General features: G+C 59.6%; 19 protein-coding genes and 3 pseudogenes. 12 read left to right on the forward strand and 10 right to left on the reverse strand.

Annotation, left to right across the window (positions count from 1 at the left end; all coding sequences use genetic code 11):
- Positions 1-20 precede the first annotated feature (20 nt).
- Positions 21-395, reverse strand: coding sequence for a DUF5318 family protein (locus tag ACLI1O_RS11425; RefSeq protein ID WP_411706875.1), 375 nt, complete (start codon positions 393-395; stop codon positions 21-23).
- A gap of 116 nt (positions 396-511) precedes the next feature.
- Between ACLI1O_RS11425 and ACLI1O_RS11430 the strand changes: the two genes are divergently transcribed.
- The 4 genes from ACLI1O_RS11430 (at position 512) to ACLI1O_RS11445 (ending at position 3,696) form a co-directional block, all read left to right on the forward strand.
- Positions 512-1,600, forward strand: coding sequence for an inositol-3-phosphate synthase (locus tag ACLI1O_RS11430; protein WP_284771261.1), 1,089 nt, complete (start codon positions 512-514; stop codon positions 1,598-1,600).
- Positions 1,601-1,654: 54 nt separating this feature from the next.
- The gene (locus ACLI1O_RS11435; RefSeq protein WP_284771262.1) at positions 1,655-2,149 is read left to right on the forward strand and encodes a MarR family winged helix-turn-helix transcriptional regulator; all 495 of its coding nucleotides are present in this window, start codon (positions 1,655-1,657) and stop codon (positions 2,147-2,149) included.
- A gap of 94 nt (positions 2,150-2,243) precedes the next feature.
- A complete protein-coding gene (locus ACLI1O_RS11440; RefSeq protein WP_411706876.1) occupies positions 2,244-3,215 on the forward strand; it encodes a universal stress protein in 972 nt (323 codons plus the stop codon).
- Positions 3,216-3,225: 10 nt separating this feature from the next.
- A complete protein-coding gene (locus ACLI1O_RS11445; RefSeq protein WP_284771264.1) occupies positions 3,226-3,696 on the forward strand; it encodes a hypothetical protein in 471 nt (156 codons plus the stop codon).
- Between the two features lie 159 nt (positions 3,697-3,855).
- Here the strand turns inward: ACLI1O_RS11445 and ACLI1O_RS11450 are convergent, their stop codons facing one another.
- The 3 genes from ACLI1O_RS11450 to ACLI1O_RS11460 form a co-directional block, all read right to left on the reverse strand.
- Positions 3,856-5,349 carry an integrase core domain-containing protein gene (locus ACLI1O_RS11450; protein ID WP_411706877.1) on the reverse strand — a complete coding sequence of 498 codons (1,494 nt, stop codon included), beginning with the start codon at positions 5,347-5,349 and terminating at the stop codon, positions 3,856-3,858.
- Positions 5,350-5,496: 147 nt separating this feature from the next.
- Entirely contained in the window at positions 5,497-6,423 is a 927-nt protein-coding gene (locus ACLI1O_RS11455; protein ID WP_284770828.1) for a rhodanese-related sulfurtransferase, read from the reverse strand.
- Positions 6,424-6,465: 42 nt separating this feature from the next.
- Entirely contained in the window at positions 6,466-7,962 is a 1,497-nt protein-coding gene (locus ACLI1O_RS11460; RefSeq protein WP_411706878.1) for a DUF1846 domain-containing protein, read from the reverse strand.
- A gap of 118 nt (positions 7,963-8,080) precedes the next feature.
- Here ACLI1O_RS11460 and ACLI1O_RS11465 point away from each other — a divergent pair, with 118 nt between their 5' ends.
- Entirely contained in the window at positions 8,081-8,896 is an 816-nt protein-coding gene (locus tag ACLI1O_RS11465; RefSeq protein WP_411706879.1) for an Fpg/Nei family DNA glycosylase, read from the forward strand.
- A gap of 17 nt (positions 8,897-8,913) precedes the next feature.
- Positions 8,914-10,506 carry an NAD(P)H-hydrate dehydratase gene (locus ACLI1O_RS11470; RefSeq protein WP_411706880.1) on the forward strand — a complete coding sequence of 531 codons (1,593 nt, stop codon included), beginning with the start codon at positions 8,914-8,916 and terminating at the stop codon, positions 10,504-10,506.
- Here the strand turns inward: ACLI1O_RS11470 and ACLI1O_RS11475 are convergent.
- Together ACLI1O_RS11475 and ACLI1O_RS11480 are read right to left on the reverse strand one after the other, a co-directional pair.
- Complete coding sequence (locus ACLI1O_RS11475) at positions 10,493-11,128, reverse strand: ABC transporter ATP-binding protein (protein WP_239269599.1); 636 nt, start codon at positions 11,126-11,128, stop codon at positions 10,493-10,495. The two genes, ACLI1O_RS11470 and ACLI1O_RS11475, sit on opposite strands and share 14 nt — an antisense overlap.
- A 1-nt stretch (position 11,129) precedes the next feature.
- Positions 11,130-12,113, reverse strand: a complete 984-nt coding sequence (locus tag ACLI1O_RS11480) for an ABC transporter permease (RefSeq protein ID WP_239269598.1) — start codon at positions 12,111-12,113, stop codon at positions 11,130-11,132.
- Positions 12,114-12,266: 153 nt separating this feature from the next.
- On the opposite strand from ACLI1O_RS11480, the gene ACLI1O_RS11485 reads away from it, so the two are divergent.
- Genes ACLI1O_RS11485 through ACLI1O_RS11500 form a run of 4 tightly spaced genes read left to right on the forward strand, consistent with a single transcriptional unit; the run spans position 12,267 to position 15,967 of the window.
- Positions 12,267-13,364 carry a sensor histidine kinase gene (locus tag ACLI1O_RS11485; protein ID WP_284772235.1) on the forward strand — a complete coding sequence of 366 codons (1,098 nt, stop codon included), beginning with the start codon at positions 12,267-12,269 and terminating at the stop codon, positions 13,362-13,364.
- A complete protein-coding gene (locus tag ACLI1O_RS11490) occupies positions 13,357-13,974 on the forward strand; it encodes a response regulator (RefSeq protein WP_284772236.1) in 618 nt (205 codons plus the stop codon). Before ACLI1O_RS11485 ends, ACLI1O_RS11490 begins: the two co-directional genes overlap by 8 nt.
- On the forward strand, positions 13,974-14,957 hold the full coding sequence (locus ACLI1O_RS11495; protein ID WP_284772237.1) for an NAD(P)-binding domain-containing protein: 984 nt from the start codon (positions 13,974-13,976) through the stop codon (positions 14,955-14,957). The genes ACLI1O_RS11490 and ACLI1O_RS11495 overlap by 1 nt, the downstream gene beginning before the upstream one ends.
- A 35-nt stretch (positions 14,958-14,992) precedes the next feature.
- Entirely contained in the window at positions 14,993-15,967 is a 975-nt protein-coding gene (locus tag ACLI1O_RS11500; RefSeq protein ID WP_284772238.1) for an MDR family oxidoreductase, read from the forward strand.
- 83 nt (positions 15,968-16,050) lie between these two features.
- Here ACLI1O_RS11500 and ACLI1O_RS11505 read toward each other — a convergent pair whose 3' ends face one another.
- The gene (locus tag ACLI1O_RS11505; protein WP_298693734.1) at positions 16,051-16,533 is read right to left on the reverse strand and encodes a MarR family winged helix-turn-helix transcriptional regulator; all 483 of its coding nucleotides are present in this window, start codon (positions 16,531-16,533) and stop codon (positions 16,051-16,053) included.
- 278 nt (positions 16,534-16,811) lie between these two features.
- Between ACLI1O_RS11505 and ACLI1O_RS11510 the strand changes: the two genes are divergently transcribed.
- On the forward strand, positions 16,812-17,450 hold the full coding sequence (locus tag ACLI1O_RS11510; RefSeq protein ID WP_284772240.1) for a hypothetical protein: 639 nt from the start codon (positions 16,812-16,814) through the stop codon (positions 17,448-17,450).
- Between the two features lie 28 nt (positions 17,451-17,478).
- Here the strand turns inward: ACLI1O_RS11510 and ACLI1O_RS11515 are convergent.
- Positions 17,479-17,988: pseudogene (locus ACLI1O_RS11515) on the reverse strand (NADPH-dependent FMN reductase); the annotation flags it as partial.
- 82 nt (positions 17,989-18,070) lie between these two features.
- Positions 18,071-18,718: pseudogene (locus ACLI1O_RS11520) on the reverse strand (ATP-binding protein); the annotation flags it as partial.
- A gap of 69 nt (positions 18,719-18,787) precedes the next feature.
- Here ACLI1O_RS11520 and ACLI1O_RS11525 point away from each other — a divergent pair.
- A pseudogene (locus ACLI1O_RS11525) lies at positions 18,788-20,005 on the forward strand (IS3 family transposase).
- On the opposite strand, the gene ACLI1O_RS11530 reads toward ACLI1O_RS11525, so the two are convergent.
- Positions 20,002-20,196 (reverse strand): hypothetical protein, encoded by a 195-nt coding sequence (locus ACLI1O_RS11530; protein ID WP_284849815.1) that lies wholly within the window; start codon positions 20,194-20,196, stop codon positions 20,002-20,004. The pseudogene ACLI1O_RS11525 and the gene ACLI1O_RS11530 overlap by 4 nt on opposite strands.
- Positions 20,197-20,198 lie beyond the last annotated feature (2 nt).

Raw genomic sequence — 20,198 nt, forward strand, 5'->3', positions numbered from 1 at the left:
CTAAGGCGGTGCGTCGAAAACTAACACGCGTTAAAAGCCGTTGCAGAACGCAACAAATGATTCCACCGGCAGTGTCTGCAGACCTCCACCTCATGCACGGTAAATTCCAGGCCTTCACCAACAAATTCCGCTATTTCTTGCTCGCTGCGGGCGCTCCCGGCGCGCCGGCCTAGGCTCTCGCCGTACACCCACCGGGTCAGGCGCAGGTTCTCCCCGCAGACCGGGCAGGGTTTATCCATGGTGCGGCCGTGGTGCTCGGCGGCGGCCCGGAGGAGGAAGTCCGCATCGCACACCTCATCGCGCCCCAAGGGCCCGGCGCGGTATTCGCGGACGTGTTGGGTGCGCTCCCATTCGTGAGAAACCTCGTGCTTAAAGGCAACGGAATTCACCCGCATTATCTTAATTTCCTCTTCTTGATCGATCCATATGCCGTCGTGCTACCACCAGGCATAATTTCTGGCCTAACGTTGCGCAGGCACCACACAGCAACGAATTTATAAAGGAGCATAGTGTGTCTGACAAAGTAAAGGTCGCCATCGTCGGCGTCGGCAACTGCGCCACGTCCCTTATTCAGGGCGTGGAGTTTTATCGCAACGCCGCAGCAGAGGAAAATATTCCTGGCCTGATGCACACGCAGTTCGGTCCCTACCACGTCGGCGATATTGAGTTCGTCGCGGCCTTCGACGTCGATGGAGACAAGGTGGGCAAGGATCTTGCGGAGGCTACCCGCAGCTCCCGCAACTGCACCATCACCATCGCAGACGTCCCAGACCTCGGGGTCACCGTTAAGCGTGGCCCCACCATGGATGGCCTGGGCCGTTACTACCAGGAATCCATTACGGAATCGGATGAAGCTCCTGCCGATGCCGCAGCTGCCCTCCGCGAAGCGGGTGCCGAGGTTGTTGTTTCTTACCTGCCGGTTGGTTCCGAAGAGGCGGATAAGTTCTACGCTCAGGCCGCTATCGATGCCGGTTGCGCATTCGTCAACGCCCTGCCGGTCTTCATTGCTTCTGACCCAGAGTGGGCCAAGAAGTTTGAGGACGCCGGTCTGCCCATCGTGGGCGATGACATCAAGTCCCAGGTTGGCGCAACCATCACCCACCGCGTTATGGCGAAGCTTTTTGAAGACCGCGGCGTACGCCTGGACCGCACGATGCAGCTCAACGTGGGCGGCAACATGGACTTCAAGAACATGCTGGAGCGCGAGCGCCTTGAGTCTAAGAAGATTTCCAAGACCCAGTCCGTGACCTCCAACGTGCACAACTCCCCTATCGCTGGCAAGCGCGCAGACCGCAACGTCCACATCGGCCCGTCGGACTACGTGGAGTGGCTGGATGACCGCAAGTGGGCTTATGTCCGCTTGGAGGGTTCCGCATTCGGCGAGGTTCCGCTGAACCTGGAGTACAAACTCGAGGTCTGGGACTCCCCTAACTCCGCCGGCATTATTATCGATGCCGTCCGCGCCGCCAAGATCGCCTTGGACCGCAAGGTTGCCGGTCCAGTACTTTCCGCTTCCTCCTACCTGATGAAGTCCCCTCCAGTACAGAAGGCCGACGATGTCGCGCGCAACGAGCTGGAAGATTTTATTAAGGGAAGCTAATTTTTTCGTCGCGATACTACCGCTAGGCGGTAGTGCACGATAGAATTTAGTTCTATGACGCAACATCATGATGAGACGGCCCCAACGAAGTCCCCGTCCGAATACGAGGACGCGGTAGAGGTAGCGCGGGATATCCAACCGGCGCTCAATAAGTTAATTCTTATTTTCCAGCGCACCGCAGAGGGTTCATCGTTGACTACCTCGCAGGTCTCCATCATGAACCAGTTGCGCTTGCGCGGGCCTTCCCGCGTATCCACTATCGCCCAGGCGGAGCTCATCCGCATGCCCACTGCGTCCAACGCGCTCTACCAACTAGAGCGCCGCGGATTCGTGGAACGCCACCGCGATGAGGAAGATCGCCGCGGGGTGCTGGTTGCGCTCACCCAGCTGGGCGAGTCCGAATTGGCCATAGTTTCCGGCCAACGCGCCGCCGCCCTTGCGGAGATTATGCGGTGGCTCGAGCCCGAGGACTTGGCCACCGCCCGCGAGATGGGTGCGGTCATTTCCAAGCTTGCGGATGTCTACCGCCCCACCATGGATAGCGAATAGCAAGCTTGCGGCGGCGTGCAATTTTAGTTTTGCGGCCACAACAGACGATAATGAGCCTTAGTACTCATTAAACTTTCGCATACATATTCATTCTATGGGCAAAAAATCTAAACAACCGCTGCTGCCGACCCTGCATAAAGGCTCGGCCAAAGAGCCGTTGCGCATCCTCATTTCTTGGAGTCCTTCCTCTTCCGGTACGGAACCCCTCGACTTCGCCGCATGGTTATCGCGCACCGCGGTGATAGAGGTGCGCGTTATTTCCACGGTTTTCCAGCCCTGGACCACGACGTCTTTGTCCAAGCTGGGCGGGAAATACAAGAAGTGGTTCAAAGAGCAGAAGCAAGCATGCGTGACAGCCACCGCTGCGGCCCTGACGGAGGCAGGTATCCCGGAAAAGTACTGGGACGATACGCCCTCCGTGCTTGTCGATGGCCCCTCTCGCCCCCAGCTTCTTACTGAGATGGCCCAAGATTTTCAGGCCGATATTATCCTGTTAGGCCCTAACCAAGCCGCGCCCAAGGGCCGCTTTTTCCCCGGCTCAACTGCGGATACCCTCCTGCACTACTCGCCGCAATCCTTAGGGCTTATCCCCCGCAAGGCCAAGTTGTCGAAACACGGTGTGACCCGCTTTAATTTTGTCATTACAGAGCGCGGTGACCGTGCTGATAGGGAATTATTGGGCGCAGCCGCGCTGGCAGATCGCTGGGATCTGCCCCTGCGCATCTTGGCCTTCTCGGCGGATGACCTGTTGCATTCCCCGTCGAAGGATAAAAGCGATATTGCGCTCAAGCTCACCGCGGAGTGGCACGAGGATTCATTGGCCATGCTCGACCGGGCTCGCGACCACATCCAAGATTCCTTCCCCGAGCTCAAGGTCTCCTCCGAGATCGGCTCCGGGGCCGGGTGGTCCGGTGCGGTTGATTCGCTTAAGTGGAAAAAGGGCGATCTAATGTTGATGGCCTCTGCCCCACAAGGTCCCATCGCGCGGGTCTTTTTGGGTTCTACCGCAACCGAGTTACTCCCTCATATTCGCGTACCGGTACTCATTCACCCCGCGACCGACTAGGCTTTAAAGTATGAGCTCACGCCCAGAGCACCCCGAAAACGACCTGACGACCGACGCCGATTATGCCAACTTGCGCCGGCCTGAGCCGCAAAGCTTCGATGATTTGGCAGACGAGCCCGATCCCGTCGAGGTAGCCGCCGCCAACCGGCGCTCCACGCGGCAAGCCATCTGGTACATGGTGTCCGTGCTGGTCATCTCCGCGCTGTACGGCTTCGGCGTCGCGCTCTTTTCGCGCCTTAGCGGCGGCCCACTGTGCGACGATGGCACCGCAAGCTGGCTGTGTACCGAGGGCCAAAGAAACTTCTTTGCCATCTCCACCATGATCATCCCGCTGCTGGGCATGATCGGCTGCGCGATCATTATGGTGCGCAAGCTGCGCCGCTACCTGCGCTGGCGCAGCTGGATGGCGATCTTTTGGGTGGTGGCCTTCAACTTCATGATCTGGGCTATTAGCGATATTCAGCTGCTATTGGTGCGCTAACCCCGCACCTAGCTGTCCAAGCTAGCTGGCAAGTGTTATGTCCATGAGGTTTTTGGACTTGGAGTCCAGCTACTTTGTGGACTCGGAGTCTAGGGACTTTGTGGACGCGGAGTCTCCCCGCTTTTTGGACGGGGAGTCTACGGAGTTTTTGTACTGGTGCTAGCTTGGCTTCTTCCGGCGGTTTGGCCGTGGCCCAGAGAGGTTGGGTTTTAGCTCTGGGGGTTGTCGGTGCCACATGCCGACAACGTGGTTTATGTTGATTTGACCGCCGGGTGGACGCTGATTCAGTTGGATCGGTAGCGGAAATGAAAACAGTTTCTCACCGTCGTGATCAGTAAAAAATTCCACATAGTCATCGGCTACGCTGCTGTAGATGGCTCGATTCTTGAAGCGCAGCCCGACGTAGAGGCCGTGTCCCATAACGCGTACCACCCCGCTTTTGTTGATCCACAGCTTGTCCGGGATAGGCCAGAGTGCATTTACACCGGTAGGGCTTGGCATTACGGTTGAGGAATCGGCATGGGGTGTATCTTGCTGGATCGCCTGAGTGTCGTTACTTGGTGCCCTGTCTGAAGCTGCAACTTCAGGCAGGGCATTATCTGTCGCGACCACTGTGTCGGCTGCTAAGGCATCTGCCTGGTTGTCGGAGTGAATCCGGTGATATTGTTTCGCGATTTTTGTCCATAAAACATCTGGGTCAATCGGCTGCGTCGGTGGCTGGGCATGCGAGATAATCTCCCAGGCTTGGGCTGGGGTGATGTGCATCTTGCCCCTGAGAAGTCCTTGGTGGCGACGGCGTGTGTTGTAGAAGTTGCGGTAGTCGACAATCAGCTGTTGGACCTGCGCCAGCGTCGTCGGGGTACGAGCATCCAAAAACCTGGTCATGGTTTGGTGCGATCGCTCGTCTTTGCCTTGCGTCGTGGGAGCAAAGCCCGCACTTGATTGAACTCCCAGGCTGGCGAGCCAGCGTTCGGTTTGCGACAGCCGGCCGCGATGGTAGGTGGCAAAGGCATCACCGTTGTCAGAGAGGACTTCTTGGAAAAGTCCGTAAGCATCAATGGCTCCACTTAGCGTGATGCGGGCATCGGTGCCGTTTTCTGGAGTTCCAAAAGCTTGGGAGCCGACGTCGAAGCGGCTGGCATCGTCGACGACTTGGTAGATAGTCACTTGCGTGTGAGGCACATCGAAGAGTCTGTAGGCAAACGCATCGATCTGCCACAGTTCATTGACTTCGCCCCTGGCAAAGTGCCTGTAGGACTTACGCGGTCGTTTACGTGCATTGATGTCAGCGACGCCAGCCTCGTGCAACCATTGTGCGATTAAAGCTCGTGACGGTGGTTGGTCGTAGCCGAGTTCGTCGAGGAAGAAGTAGAAGATTGACCATGGGCCGCAGTTTTGGCCGCGGGCTCTTAACGTACCGCGAGCTTGCAGGACCTGTTGTCGAATCTTGTCATCGTAGACCCGTCGCGGGTTCAGTGGTGCCGTGCTGTCGGGCACGATGCCAGCCCGCCCGCGTTCGGCGATACGTGCTTTGATGTTGTAGTACGTCTGCTTCGATACGCCGATGTTCTTGCAGAACTGCTGGACCGTGATGCCCTCACGGATGGGGTCGAAATCCGCTATCTTCTTGCGGAGAGTAATGGGAATTGCCATCCCCACATTGTCAAGAAGCCAGAGTCCAAAAAGTCGTTAGACATCCTGTCCATAAACTTCCTGGACTCCGCGTCAAAAAACTAACTGGACTCCGAGTCCAAAAAGTCAATGGACTCCGAGTCCAAAAAGTCACTAGACATCACAAAGCTAGCTGGCAAGGCGAAGGGCCACTTCCTCACAATCCGGTCTCCCGCAATGCTGGGTTTCCACATTTTGGATGCAGTCATCACAGATGAGCACCTGCTGGCGGCACGTGTTCTCATTAATGCAGTTGTGGAAGGTATTAGTTCCCTTGCCGCAGTGCACGCAGTGGCCCAATTGGATAAAGCCCGGGTCCTCTAGTCCTTGGCCAAACTCCTGGTGCATGCGCTTGTCAAAGACATACATGGAGCCTTCCCACAGCCCATCATTGCCGTACTTTTCGCCATAGCGCACGATGCCGCCATCGATTTGGTAGATCTCGTTGAAGCCACGGTTCTTCATTAGAGAGGAAAGGACCTCGCACCGGATGCCGCCGGTGCAATAGGATACGACCGGCTTGTCCTTCATCCAGTCATATTTGCCGGATTCCAGTTCCTCAATGAAGTCATGGGTTGTGCGCACATCCGGCACGACGGCATTTTTGAACTTGCCAATCTCTGCTTCCATGGCATTGCGGCCATCGAAGAATACGACCTCATCGCCGCGCTCTTCTACCAGCTTGTTGACCTCTTCCGGCTTGAGGTGCGTGCCGCCGCCCACGACGCCGTTTTCATCTACCTTCAGCTCGCCCGGCGCGCCAAAGGCCACGATTTCATCGCGCACCTTGACCGATAGGCGCGGGAAATCCTCGGCTCCACCATCGGACCACTTAAACTGCATGCGCTTAAAGCCCGGGTATTCACGGGTTTGGCGCACGTAGCGCTTGCAGGCATCCATGTCGCCGCCAACGGTGCCATTGATGCCGTGTTCCGAAATGAGGATGCGACCCTTCAAGCCCAAGGACTCGCACAGGGTGCGCTGCCACAGCATGACGGCGGTCGGATCCTCGATGGGGGTAAAGCAGTAATACAGGAGAACTTTGCCGATAGTCACGCCCATAATCTTAGGCCCGCTACCGGAAAGATCCCCAATTCCTTAGCGTTTCTGGTAGAGCGCTTTCTTGCGGGCGAAGGCCGGATCCGAGGTCACGAGCACGCCAAGGTTGCGGAAGATTCCCTCATCCACCGAGCCCAGGATGGTGGTGGTGTGGACGTCGCAGCCGGCGAGCTCCTTGATCTGCTCCAGCGCCTTGCGCGCATCCTCGTCCTTCGCGGCGGATACGGATAGCGCGATGAGCACCTCATCGGTGTGCAAGCGTGGGTTGGAAGATCCCAGGTGCTTCGTCTTCAGCGTTTGGATTGGCTCTATCGACTCCGGCGAGAGCAGGTGCGTTTCGTCATCGATGCCGGCTAAATACTTGAGGGCATTGAGTAGCATCGCCGCGGAGCACCCCAGCAGCGGGGAGGTGCGGCCGGTGATGATGGTGCCATCGTGCAGCTGCATTGCGGAGGCGGGTCCATCGGTTTCCTCCGCGCGCTTGCGGGCCGGGCCAACCACAGGGCGGTCATCGGCCTTAATGCCGGCCTTTGCCATGACGACGGCGGCGCGCTCGGACTGCTCATCGCCCAGCCCGGCGCGGGCTTCTTCTACTTTGGCCTTGAAATAGCGGCGGATGATTTCCTGCTGTGCGGCGGCGCGGCAGACCGCATCATCGGTAATGCAGTAGCCGGCCATATTCACGCCCATGTCCGTGGGCGATTCGTATGGCGTGGTGCCGGTGAGCTTTTCCAGCAGGGTCCGCAGCAGCGGGAACGCCTCGACGTCGCGGTTGTAGTTCACCGTGGATTCGCCGTGGGCGCTCAAGTGGAAGTGGTCAATAATATTGGAATCATTAAGATCCACCGTGGCAGCCTCATAGGCGAGGTTGACTGGGTGCTCGAGGGGAAGATTCCAGATGGGGAAGGTTTCAAACTTGGCATAACCAGCGTTATTGCCGCGCTGGTGCTCGTGGTAGACCTGCGATAGTGCGGTGGCGAGCTTGCCGGAACCAGGACCTGGGGCGGTCACGACGACCAAGTCCCGGGAGGTTTCCGCGAACTCGTTCTTGCCAAGGCCATCCTCAGACACAATGAGATCCGTATTCGTGGGATAGCCAGGGATAACGCGGTGGCGAGCTACCTTGAGGCCGAGGCGCTCGAGCTTTTCGATGAACGCTTCTGCCTGCGCATTTCCGTCTTCCACCTGGGTCATGACGATGTTTTCAACCAAGAAGCCGCGGCTGCGGAATACGTCCACCAAGCGCAGGAGGTCGTCTTCATACAGGATGTCTAAATCAGCGCGGACTTTGTGGCGGGCAATGTCTTTGGCGTTGATGCACGGGAGGATTTCAATGTCCTCTTTGATGCGCTCCAGCATGGCGATCTTGTTATCCGGGGTAAAGCCCGGCAGCACTCGGGAGGCGTGCATATCATCGAAAAGCTTGCCGCCCATTTCCAGATAGAGCTTTCCGCCGATTTCTTCGCGGCGGGCCTGTATGTGCTTTGACTGCAGCTCTATGTATTTTTCTCGGTCAAAGCCGATTTTATGCGTCATGATTTATCGACCCTTCAATAGAAATAAAATCAATCCGCGCTTCGAGTTTACTCTTTTTCATCCCCCGGCGCCACGCACCCTAGTTGGGGGCGACCAACTATTTCACTACACTGAAGTCATGCCTGAAGGTCACGTGATCCACCGCCTAGCCCTCACACTCAACACTGACTATCGCGGGATGCCGCTCAGCGTGACCAGCCCGCAAGGCCGCTTCGCCGCCGAGGCGGCCATCCTGGACGGTACAGAAATCGACCACGCAGAGGCCTTCGGCAAGCACCTCTTCGTGCACTTCACCGCCACCAACCCGGCGCATATCCTCTATATTCACCTGGGGCTCATCGGCAAGCTCAGCTTCGAACCGCGCGAGGAAACCCGCGGGCAAATCCGCATACGCATAGACAATGGGGCGCAAGCCGCGCAACTGCGCGGGCCCCAATTCTGCCTGCTACTTACAGAGGAGGACTACCGGGCGCGACTAACCAAGGTGGGCCAGGATCCGCTCCGCGCCGATGCCGACCCAAAAGCCCTGTGGGCCAAGGTGAGCAAATCCCGCCGCAGCATAGGTTCCCTCATGATGGACCAGCACCTGTATGCCGGTGTGGGCAATATCTACCGCGCGGAGGCCCTCTTTCGCGCCTGCCTCTCCCCCTTCACCCCTGGCAAGGATGTTTCCCGTGAAACATTCTTCGCCATCTGGAAAGACCTGGTAGAGCTCATGAACTACGGCGTGGAGCACGGCCGCATCGATACCGTGCGCGCCGAGCACTCCCCCGAGGCCATGGGGCGCGACCCGCGCAAGGATGATCACGGCGGCGAAGTCTACGTCTACCGGCGCGCCGGCCTGCCCTGCTATGTCTGCGGCACGCCGATTGCAGAGCAGGTAATGGAGGGCAGAAACCTCTTCTGGTGCCCCACCTGCCAATCCGCTGCTTAAGGCCTATAGTGGCGGGCATGCGACCTGCCTATAGTGTATCCGCCGTTCGTTCCGCCGAGTCCGCGCTCCTCGCGCAGCAGAGCCACGATGATGAGCTCATGCGCCTGGCCGCGCAGGGCATTGCCGCCACGGCGAAATCCATGCTGACAGGCCCAGCGCCTCGCCGCATCTCCATCCTGGCCGGGCCTGGCGGCAATGGCGGCGATGGCCTTTATGCAGGCGCTTTCCTCGCCGAGGAGGGCTATGGCGTCGAAGCAATCCTCGTCGCCGGTTCCGCGCACGACCCAGCGTTGCAGGCCTTTAAGGCCGCCGGAGGAACCATTACTGAGCAACCGCGCGCGGAGGCCACAGGCCTGCTTATTGATGCCGTCGCTGGCCTTAACTCCACCCGCGGCCTCAGCGGAGCGGGTCTTGCCGCGTACCGCGCGGCCAAGCAGCACGATATCCCGGTGCTTTCGGTGGATATCCCCTCTGGCATCAACGCCGATACGGGCGTGGCCGCAGAGAACGCGGTCGAGGCAACGATTACCGTGAGCTTCGGTTGGGCGCGCGCCGGTCACGTCTTCGCCCCGGAATGCGGCACGGTGGTCCTGTGCGATCTGCAGCTGCCCAACGCGCCGCGGTCCTTCGCGGAGGAACTAACGGCCTCGGCGGAGCCAGCGGGCTATATCGCCAACGAGCCCACCATCGATCTCCCCTACCAGTGGCCTGCGGAGCCCGTGCTTGCCGATGTCCACTTGGGCCACGTCACCGCCCCCAAGCCCGTGGGCTGCACAGGGCCCATCGTGGACCCCACTCCCCACGCTTCAAGCACGAAATACACCGGCGGGGTCACCGCTATCTGTGCTGGCAGCAGCGCGTATCCCGGCGCGGGCATCCTGGCGGCTACCGGCGCGGTGCGCGCGACGCCCTCCATGGTGCGGGTGATAGATAACGATGCCGTGGTCCCCCACCTACCCGAGGTGGTTCCCCACGCGAGCGCCGAGGATAAGGTGCATGCCCAGGCGTGGGTGGTGGGCCCTGGCCGCGGCACCGATGAAGCAGCAGCCCGCGAGCTCCACGCCGTCTTGGATCGCGGGCTGCCTACCATCCTGGATGCCGATGCCCTGACGCTGCTCGCCCAAAGCGCCGAGCTGCGCGATAGCGTCCGCGCCCACCCGCGGGTCATCCTTACCCCGCACGCCGGCGAGTTCCGCCGCCTCTACGAGGCCACCTGCGGCCGCGAGCTCGATCTCAGCGAGGGCGTGGGCCCGCGCCAGCGCGAGCTCGCCGAGGACTTGGACTGTTTTGTCCTGCACAAGGGCCGAATCACCACGGTGACCGCGCCTGGCCAGTCCATCTATGGGATGAATGCCGGCCACTCTTATGCGGCCACCGCCGGCTCCGGCGATGTTTTATCCGGCATCCTCGGCGCCACCATCGCGCAGGTAGACCACGAGAAGGCCGATGCGGAGTACATCATTATGGAGATCCTCCACGCCGCCGCCCTACACCAGCACGCGGCCGCCATCGCGGCGCATACCCCCGATGGTTTTGGCATTTGTTCCGCTTCCCAGATCGCCGCGGCGATGCCCCAGTCCATCGCGCGCTTGCTCGTTATGCACCGATAGCGTCCTGCGTGCTCACGCGGCCGTCTTTGACCTCAACCACGTGGTCGGCGAAGGTGAGTAGGGAGCGATCGTGCGTCACGAGCACCGTGGCGGTATGCATCTCCTGGGTAATATCGCGCAGCAGGCGGATGATTTCCTGGGAAAGGTGGGAGTCGAGGGCGGAGGTGGGTTCATCGGCAAGCAGCAGGTTCGGCTCATCCATCAAGGCGCGCGCGATATTGACGCGCTGGGCCTGGCCGCCGGAAAGCTGGCCGATGCGGCGATTGCCCATGCCCTTAAGACCAACGAATTCTAGCAGCTCATCGGCCCGATCCTTACGCAGCTTGCGCCCGGCCATGTGGTCCATGATGAGCAGCTGATCGCGCACCTTGAGCGCGGACAACAGGTTCGACTGCTGGAAGATGATGGAGTTCGTACCGTTGACCTCTACGGTGCCGGAGTCCGGAGTGATGAGCCCGGCGCCGACGGAGAGCAGCGTGGACTTACCGGAACCGGACTCGCCCACGATTGCGGTGAGAGTATCGGAGTCGGCGCTAAAGGTGGCATTATCAAGCGCCGTAGTAGTCGTCGTGCCGTCCTGAAAGGTGACGGTGGCGTCGCGAATATCAAGAACGGTGGACATTTTAGGCATTTCCTCCCAATGCATCGAGGGGGTTGGCTTTGGCTACGCGGCGGGTGGAGACCAGGGCACCGGCCATGCCCAGGATCCAGATGCCGACCGCGGGAACAATGATGGTGCGCACGGATACGTCGAAGGGAACGGTGCCGGAGGCCAGCAGGCCAAGCAGCCAGCCGACGAACGCGCCGAGGATGGTGCCGGCGGCCAAAATCAGCGCGGCCTGGGCCAGGGCATCGCGCAGCAGATAGCGCACCGAGGCGCCCAGGGCGCGCAGGATGGAGAGATCGCGGGTGCGCTGGAGGGTCCACACCGTCAGGAAGGCCACGGTGACCAGCGCGGAGATGCCGTAAAGGAAGCCCTGCATAGTCAGCAACGAACCGCGTTCGGACTGATAAGCGGGCAGGCCGGAGAAGGAATCGGACATCTCGACCGAGCCGGGGACCTCTTCGGAATGGAGGGCAAGCGTGCCGACCACACCCTCTGGGGCGTGGCTTACCTTCTGCCAAGTCTGGGTAGATACCCATACCACCGGCGAGTGGGAAAACTGCGTTTCGGCAACGGTGCCCTCTACGGAAAGGTCTACCCCGCCGATATTCACGGTGCCGGAGGCATCAATCGTGTCAGACAGGACGGCGCCATCTTCCGGGATGGTGGCTTTGGTATTAGGGATGGTCGTACCGGCCGGCAAGCCCATCACGCCTACCGCGCCCTCGCCCTCCAATTTGGTTTGCGCGGTGCCCAAGGCAATCGCCTCGCCGGAAAGGTCTTCCTCTTTGATCTCGGACTCGTTATAAGCGGGCTCTTCAGTAGAAAAGCTGACATAGGGGTATTCCTGCGCCACGGCCTCAAGCGCCGAGGTATTTTGCTTGGATAGGCCCTCCGTCAGGCCGGAAAGCATCACCAAGAGCAGGGTAATAAGCGCCACGGTGCGGCCGATGAGCCCGAAGCGGCCGCGCGCTGCGGTGATTTCACGAATAGCTAAGAACATACTTCTATAGTCCCTTTGCGCAGTTCAGAAGTAATCGGCGGCCTAGTTGAACCTCCAGTCAACCAACTGGTTGATCCCTCATCCACCCTCCGGCAGTTACTGTAGAAAATTGTGTTTTCTGGACAAAAATTATGGCTCTGGGGCTTACACGCCATGTTCGTGTTCCTGCTGCTTTTCGGTGTGGCCCGCGCCTATATCGATGACCGCCTAGATGCCCGCGCCATCCTTTTGGCCATCGGCCTAGCCGCGGTGTACGCGGCCGCGCGCTGGCTTCCCACCTGGCTCTGGCTCACCGGGTTGTGCCTGCTCTGGTTGGGGCTGATGGTCCACGCGCAGGACTTCATGTGGCTCGAGTTCCCGCTCATCTTCGTCTTCCTGCGCGCCTTGCCCAAGTGGCCAGGCCTTATCTCCATCACAGTGCTGTGGGCGGCGGCCGCGTTCATTCCGGCGTGGCTGCATCCGGATGGCTGGTCCATCGCCGCGGCCATCGGGCCGCTTATCGGCACGACCTTTGCCGCGGGCGTGTTCTATATCCAGCGCCGGTTGCAGGCGGAGGCGGTGCACCACAGGGACATCGCCAAGCAGCTGCACGAAACCCAGGCCGAGCTGGCTGCCAGCGAGCACCAAGCCGGGCGCCTGGAAGAGCGCGAACGCCTGTCCCGGGATATCCATGACACCGTGGCCCAAGGGCTGAGCTCCATCCTGCTGCTATCCCGCGCCGCCCGGAATACCGATGACCTAGCGACCAAGAATGAACAGCTCGCCGTCATCGAGGACACCGCGGGCGAGAACCTGGCCGAGGCCCGCCGTTTCGTCCGCGAGCTCGCCGGGCCCGATGAGCGCCTGGAGACCCAGTTGGATTCCATCCTGTCCCAGATGCGCCGACGCACGGAGGCACTGGGCGACGATACCACCTTTGACCTCGTCGTTTCCGGCAGCGGGAGCGTGCCCGGCGATATCAAGCAGGTGGTCGTGCGCGCCGCGCAGGAGGGCCTTAATAACGTGATCAAGCACGCGCACGCCTCCCGCGCGGTGGTCACCCTGGGCCTTTTTGAGGATGCGGTCACCCTGGACGTCGTGGATAATGGGCACGGTGTAGTCGAGCCCCCGAGCCACGGCGGCGATAGCGGCTTTGGCCTGCAAGGATTGTCCCAGCGCGTGGAGAGCGTCGGTGGCTCCCTGAGCCTCGAATCCGGCGACGGCACCGCCCTTGCCATTAGAATCCCCCTCAAGGAGCAGCCCCATGGTTAACGTCATGCTTATCGATGACCACCCCGTCGTCCGCGCCGGGCTGCGCGCGATACTCAATACCTTTGCCGATGTCCACGTGGTCATGGAAGGCGATAACGGCGCGGACGTGAACAAGCTCTTTGCCGATGACGCCCCCGAGGTCGACGTCGTGGTCTGCGATATCCAGATGCCGGGCGTCGATGGCATCACCGCCACCAAAAAGCTGACCGAGGCCGGCGGCCCGCCCGTGCTCATCCTCACCACCTATGACACCCAGGCCGATATCCTGGCCGCGGTGGAGGCCGGCGCGATGGGATACCTGCTCAAGGACTCGCCCGAGGAAGAGCTGCACGAAGCCGTGCTCAATACCGCCGCGCGCCAGCGCACCCTCGCCCCAGAGGTGGTCAACCTCTTGGCCCAGCGCGTGGGCCAGCCGGAGCAGTCCCTCTCCACCCGCGAGCTGGAAATCCTCCGTGCCCTTGCGACCGGCTCCTCCAATAAGGAGCTGGCCAATCAGCTCTTTATCTCTGAGGCCACGGTGAAGACGCACCTCATTCACATCTATCAAAAACTGGGCGTGGACACCCGCACGGCCGCGGTGACCGTAGCCCGCGAAAGAAAGCTCATTTAATGCTCGATTCCATCGTTATCGGCGGCGGGCAAGCCGGCCTGGCCACCAGCTATTACCTACGCAAGAAGGGACTCGACTTCCAGATCCTCGATGCCGAGCCCTCCCCCGGCGCGGCCTGGCGCCACGCGTGGCCATCGCTCACGCTCTTTAGCAATAGCGCCTCTTCCAACCTGCCCGGCTTGCCGATGCCCCACCACGACGGATTTCCGCCCGCCAGCCACGTCATCGATTACTTTACCCGCTACGAGCAGCGCTATGACCTGCCCGTACGCCGGCCGGTGCGGGTCCAAGAGGTCACCCACGATGGCGAGCGCTTTCATGTCATTACCGATGATGAGCTTTTTACCGCGCGCACCGTGGTCGCGGCTACCGGCACGTGGTCCTCGCCGTTTATCCCCTACTACCCCGGTTCCTTTGCCGGGCGGCAATGGCACTCGGCGGTCTACCCCGGGCCCGATCCCTTCCGTGGCGAGTCCGTCGCCGTCGTTGGGGCAGGCAACTCCGGGGCCCAGATTGCCGCAGAGCTTGTGCTCTCTGGCGTAGATACCACGTGGTTTACGGCGAAGCCGCCGCGGTGGATGCCCGATGACGTTGACGGCCGCGTGCTTTTCCAGCGCAACCGCGCCCGCCTCAATGCCATGATGCGCGGCGAGCCCGATCCCGGCGCGGATACCAACTTGGGCGATATCGTCGTTGTTCCTCCCGTCAAGCGCGCCCGCGATGAGGGACTGCTTAAGTCCTCCCCCATGTTCTCCAGCCTCGATGAGGTGAAGGCAGATCACCTCATCTGGTGCACCGGGTTCCGCCCGGCGCTGGGGCCTTTCCGCACGCTTCTCGATGGCCGCACCCCCACCGTCGAGGGCCTCTTCCTCGTCGGCTACGGAACGTGGACGGGCCCCGGTTCCGCAACGATTACCGGGGTGAGCCCTTTTGCCAAGCAGACCGCTGCGGACATCGCCAAGCTCTGCTCCCCCGCTCGTTAGCCGCCCAAAAATGCTTGCATCACAATTCACGTACCATGGTGAGCATGAGCACGCTACTTGTTACCCGTAACGAAGACAAATCTGTCACTACCTCCTTTGAGGATGGAGAATTCCTCGGCGAGGGCGACCTGACCGTTGACGTCTCTTATTCCTCGCTGAACTACAAGGACGCGATGGCGATCACCGGTGATCCCGGCGTCGTCCGCACCAACCCACTGGTGCCCGGCATTGATGTGGTCGGCACCGTATCCGATTCCAATGTGCAGCGACTGCCGGTGGGCACCTTGGTTGCCTCCTTTGGCGACGGCCTTGGCGAATTCCGCCACGGCGGCTATACCCCGAAGCAGCGCGTCAATTCCCGCGCCACCGTTGCCCTGCCTGCGGATTTCACCGCGGAGCAGGCAGCTGCCGTCGGTACCGCCGGCTACACCGCGGCGCTGTGCGTTAACTCGCTGCGCGGGCTTCCCGAGGGCCCCGTTCTCGTCACCGGTGCCACCGGCGGCGTCGGCTCCATTGCCGTCAACCTTCTGCGCAATGCTGGCTACGAGGTCCACGCCATGACCGGCCGCCCCGACGATTACGCCAACTACCTCTACGAGCTCGGCGCACATGAGGTCATTGACCGCGCCGAATTCACCGAGCCGGGCAAGCCCCTACAAAAGGCCATCTACGCTGGCGCCGTGGACACCTCCGGCTCCCAGGAGCTGGCCAATGTCCTGGCCCGTACCAAGTGGGGCGGCACCGTCGCCGCCACCGGTATGGCCAGCGGCCCCGACCTGCCCGCCACCGTCATGCCCTTCATCCTGCGCAACGTACACCTAGCCGGCGTGAACTCCGTCGATGCCCCGCTGCACTACCGCCAGAATGCTTGGCAGCTCCTCGCCCGCACCCTGGACCTGTCCATCCTGGAGTCCTTGACCAATACCCTTCCCCTGGAAGATGCGGTAAAGGAAGCGCAATCGCTCATCAACGGCAACCACCACGGCCGCACGGTGCTGAAGATTTCCTAAGGTCCTAGTCTTTAGGATTCAAAACTAGGAAGGCACCCCATCAGTGACGGGGTGCCTTCCTTGTGCGATTGACTCCTTGGGGTCTAGGTATCGCCCGTTAAACCGCGCATGATTTTTCTTGAGATGGAACCCAACTGCCGCAATTCCTCTCCCGTCAAGACGGAGACCACCTTGTCATCCACCTTCGCGGTGTGGCTCTCCAGTGCTGTGGCGAATGCTTCCCCGCCGACTTTCGTCACTGTGACGTCAATAGCGCGGGGTCCTAACTCCTCCGCGTGCCGCCTCGTCACCAACTTGCGCCCCTCCATCCGGACCAGTTGTCGGTGCAGGCGCGATTTCTCCCACCCAAGTTCCGCGGCCAACTCGTGCGGCCGGGTGCTCTGCCCACGGCGGCGCTGCAGGACGGCCAACACCGCATAATCGGCCTCGCTCACATTCGCAGTTTCCTGCAGCGCGTTGGCCAACTCCTTATGCAGCGCCCGCTGCATTGCTACAAAATCCGCCCACGCCGCACTTTCCTCTGCGCGCACGGCATCTCTCCCTTTAGCTTCTGACTTAATTGGCATTATACCCTGCGCAGTTGATTACTCAACCCTGTATCGATTGCCGCAGTTGACCCATCAATCCTCAACATTATTAAACGTCTTGGATTCACCGTACCAATAATTTTCGTGCGCCATACTTTTGCTCGTTTAATCGCATGTACTTCGCTTTTTATAACCTATTTATTGGTATTAATATTCGGTTGATTGTCTCTATATTTAGTCACTAGTAAGTAAACACCGGACTATTTTCAGACCGCCCGCGACTCCTGTAGGGCAGACGCCTGTCTATGATGGCGGACATGGATAAACTTTTTAGCGTCTGCGGATTCGATTTCCTAGGCACCGAGGAGCTCATCGCGGAGCTTCCCGCAGAGCGGACCCTGTGGGATGCGCCTGCTTTTGATCAAGTGCTCTACTATGCGGATCCCTCCGGCATAGCCGTCACGGCGATGGAGTACGAGGGGGAGTGGACCGTGTTGCCGTCATTCCGGGGCGGGGAAGAGGTTAAGGCAACGCTTTATCGCGCCATGCCATTTATTGGCATCTTAGAAATGGAAGATCTGCGGTGGGCAGTGCTTAGCGATGCCCCCTTCACGCTACCCACCGGCAACCCCGTGGGCGGCGAAAAACTGCGCGGCCGCGTGCGGCCCGCGGTCGTTGCGCTGGACTATGAATTAACGGACCCGGCGGAGTTTTCGCTGCGCTCCCCAGCCACGGAACGGTTTTATCAGAACTACAAGCCCAGCCTGCTCAACCCGCAGGTGGAGCTAGCGGGGACCGTGAACAACGTCGAGAACAGGACCAATGAATTTGGGGGAGGGGAGTTCTGGGTATGCGAAATCGACGGGCTCCCGCTCATCGTTGATGCCCCAGTTGAGGCGGGCCAGGAAATCCGGGCGCACGGCATCGCGCTCTGCGCCACGGAATACTGGGATTAACCGCCTCGCTGCTAGGAGGATGTAGATCCTAGTGTTGCGGAGCTGCAGGTACCAACGCTAAAAGACGCTCGAGGTAGTCCCGCACGAAATCGATGGTGCTGGGAGGCGCGATCTTTCCATCCTCGCCGATGAGCTGGGGAGAATTGCCCAAGAATACCTCAGGCTGACCGGGCATCGGCATGTCAAAGTAGGACAAGGCTAGGCGCACATTCTTGTGGGAAGAATAGCCACCCATGCGGCCGACGGAGTGGCTGATGATGCCAGCTGGCTTATTCTTCCAGGCGACATCGGAATTGGGCTTGGACCCAATATCGATGGCATTCTTTAAACACGCCGGGATCGTCCGGTTATTCTCGCTAGTGACGAACAAAATGGCATCCGCTTCCTTAATGGCGTTGCGGAAATCGGTGTACTCTTCCGGCGTGGGTTTATCCTCCACGCCAGGATCGTCGTAGTCGAAATCATAAAGCGGGAGTGTGCGCAGGTCATAGCGCTGGCACTCTACGTGCTCGGGAACGAGTTCAATGGCATGGTTTGACGCGGGCTTGTTTTAGGGACCGGTAAGGCGGTACCAGGTACCGGGGTGGCGGTAGCCGCCCGGTAGCCGGTTTTACCCCCGCTTATCGTTTGGACCGTTGACGTTGCTTGAGCTGTTTGCTAAGTGTTCCCCTTTCTTCTTGGAAGTCGTCACGGGTGCGCATGTCTTCACCGATGAGGGTGAGTTTGCTGCCGTTGTTTGCAAGTCGGGATAGGACAGCGTCGGCGATCGCGTTTTCACTAAAGACGCTGTACCAGTATTCCGGCTCGTGCTGGCTGACGATGACGGTTGAGGAATGCTCCCGCTTGACCAGGAGGTTGAATACCTGGGCTAAGGCGAAGGCAGATACGTCCGTGGCCAGGAAGTCGTCGATGACCAACACAGCCGGCTTTGTCAGTTCCTCAAGGAGGGCTTTGCGCTCATAGGCAGCGTCGGCTGTGGCGTCGAACTCGTCGGCTAAGTCGGCGAGTCTAAAGTAGCGTGCGGTTAGTTTATGCCGGCACGCAGCCACGGCTAGGCCTTGGGCGAGGAAGCTTTTGCCGGTGCCGGTAGCTCCCACGATGGTTAGATCTCTGCCGTAGGTAATCCAGTCGCAGGTAGCTAACCGCTCAATACGGTCTGGAGTGATCCCTCGGTTGCTGTGTGCTTCAAAGCGTTCCAAAGCCGCAAGCGCGTTGGGTAGCTTGGCGGCTTTGACGAGTTTTTCGATTACTTTCGAATCACGTGCAGCTACCTGAGCTGAGGTTACCCTCGTTTAGTGGACACCCGATTAGTGCGGATCTTGTGTCCGTAAGAGAGGATGTTCATTGTGAGTCAACAACGCCAGAAATACACACCTGAGTATCGACGCGAAGCCGCGAACCTGGTAATCGAATCGCAGCGCCCAATTGCTCATGTAGCGAAAGAAATTGGTGTCGCACCTGGTCTTTTAGGCCGATGGGTAAAAAATGAGCGTCAACGCCTAAGGATCTTCCGATGGATTAAGCGAGGCTGATCTTCGTGCGGAGAATGCTCGTCTGCGTCGTGAGCTGGCAGAAGCCAAGATGGATAATGAGTTTTTGTCAAAAGCGACAGCCTTCTTCGCTTTAAGGCAACGCGAAGAGAAAAGTTCGAATTAATGCAGCAGGAGAAGGCGAATTTCAGTATCAAGCGCATGGCGCGCTTGTTGAAGGTATCTCGGTCTGGATACTACAAATGGACCCATATACAGCAGCAACGCTTAACCGGTAAGGATGATCGTGCATCATTTTACGATGATGTTGATCGCAAGATTCATCAGATTTGGAAAGACTCCGATGAGGTCTATGGTGCTCCGCGGATCACCGCAGAGCTAGGTGAGCGCTACCAGATCAGTGTGAATCGCAAGACTGTGGCCAAGCGGATGCGTCTGATGGGCATTGAAGGGATTTCACCGCGTGCTTTTGTGCCGGTGACAACGATTCAATCTAAGCGTAAATCTGCTCTTCCTGACCTGGTAAAGCGCATGTTTGATACCGGCGAGCTCAATCGAGTATGGATGTCGGACATTACCTACCTGCGCACCGGCGAGGGCTGGTTGTACTTATGCGCAGTTCGCGACGGTCATTCCCGCAGGGTACTGGGCTGGGCTATGGATAGCGTGCAAGATACATACCTGGTCGAACGAGCGCTGCGGATGGCACATACACTGCGTGGTGACGTTCCTGAGGGGCTGGTGTTTCACGCTGACCGGGGAACACAATTTACCAGCGAGCAGCTCTGGGACGTGTGCCGCAACCTAGGGGTTGCTCAGTCGGTAGGGCGCACTGGGGTGTGTTTCGATAACGCGATGGCCGAGTCGTTCTGGTCGACGCTTAAGACCGAGTTCTACGACCGGAAACGCTGGGCAACCCGCGATACTGCGCGTCAGGCTGTGGCTTACTGGATTGAAGTAGTCTACAACCGTCGGCGCCGGCACTCCGCCCTTGGGATGGTCAGCCCCGTCGATTTCGAAAACCACACCAGCCTAACCACCAGCAGAAAAGAAATCGCTGCCTAACCACTAGGTAGCTCCACTACGTGTCCACGATTTGCGGGCAACCCCAGAGCATCGAGAGCTTCTTTGATCTTGTCTTCAAAGGAGTCCAAGTCACGACTGGGATCGTTGACGATCTCCTGCAGCGTCGTGGCAAACACACGCATCCCGCGAAGAGAACCGAGCAGTTCGAAGTCTTCATCGGTAAGAGCCATGG

Origin of the sequence: Corynebacterium sp. LaCa78 (genome assembly GCF_046717505.1) — a bacterium.
Taxonomy (GTDB): Bacteria; Actinomycetota; Actinomycetes; order Mycobacteriales; family Mycobacteriaceae; genus Corynebacterium.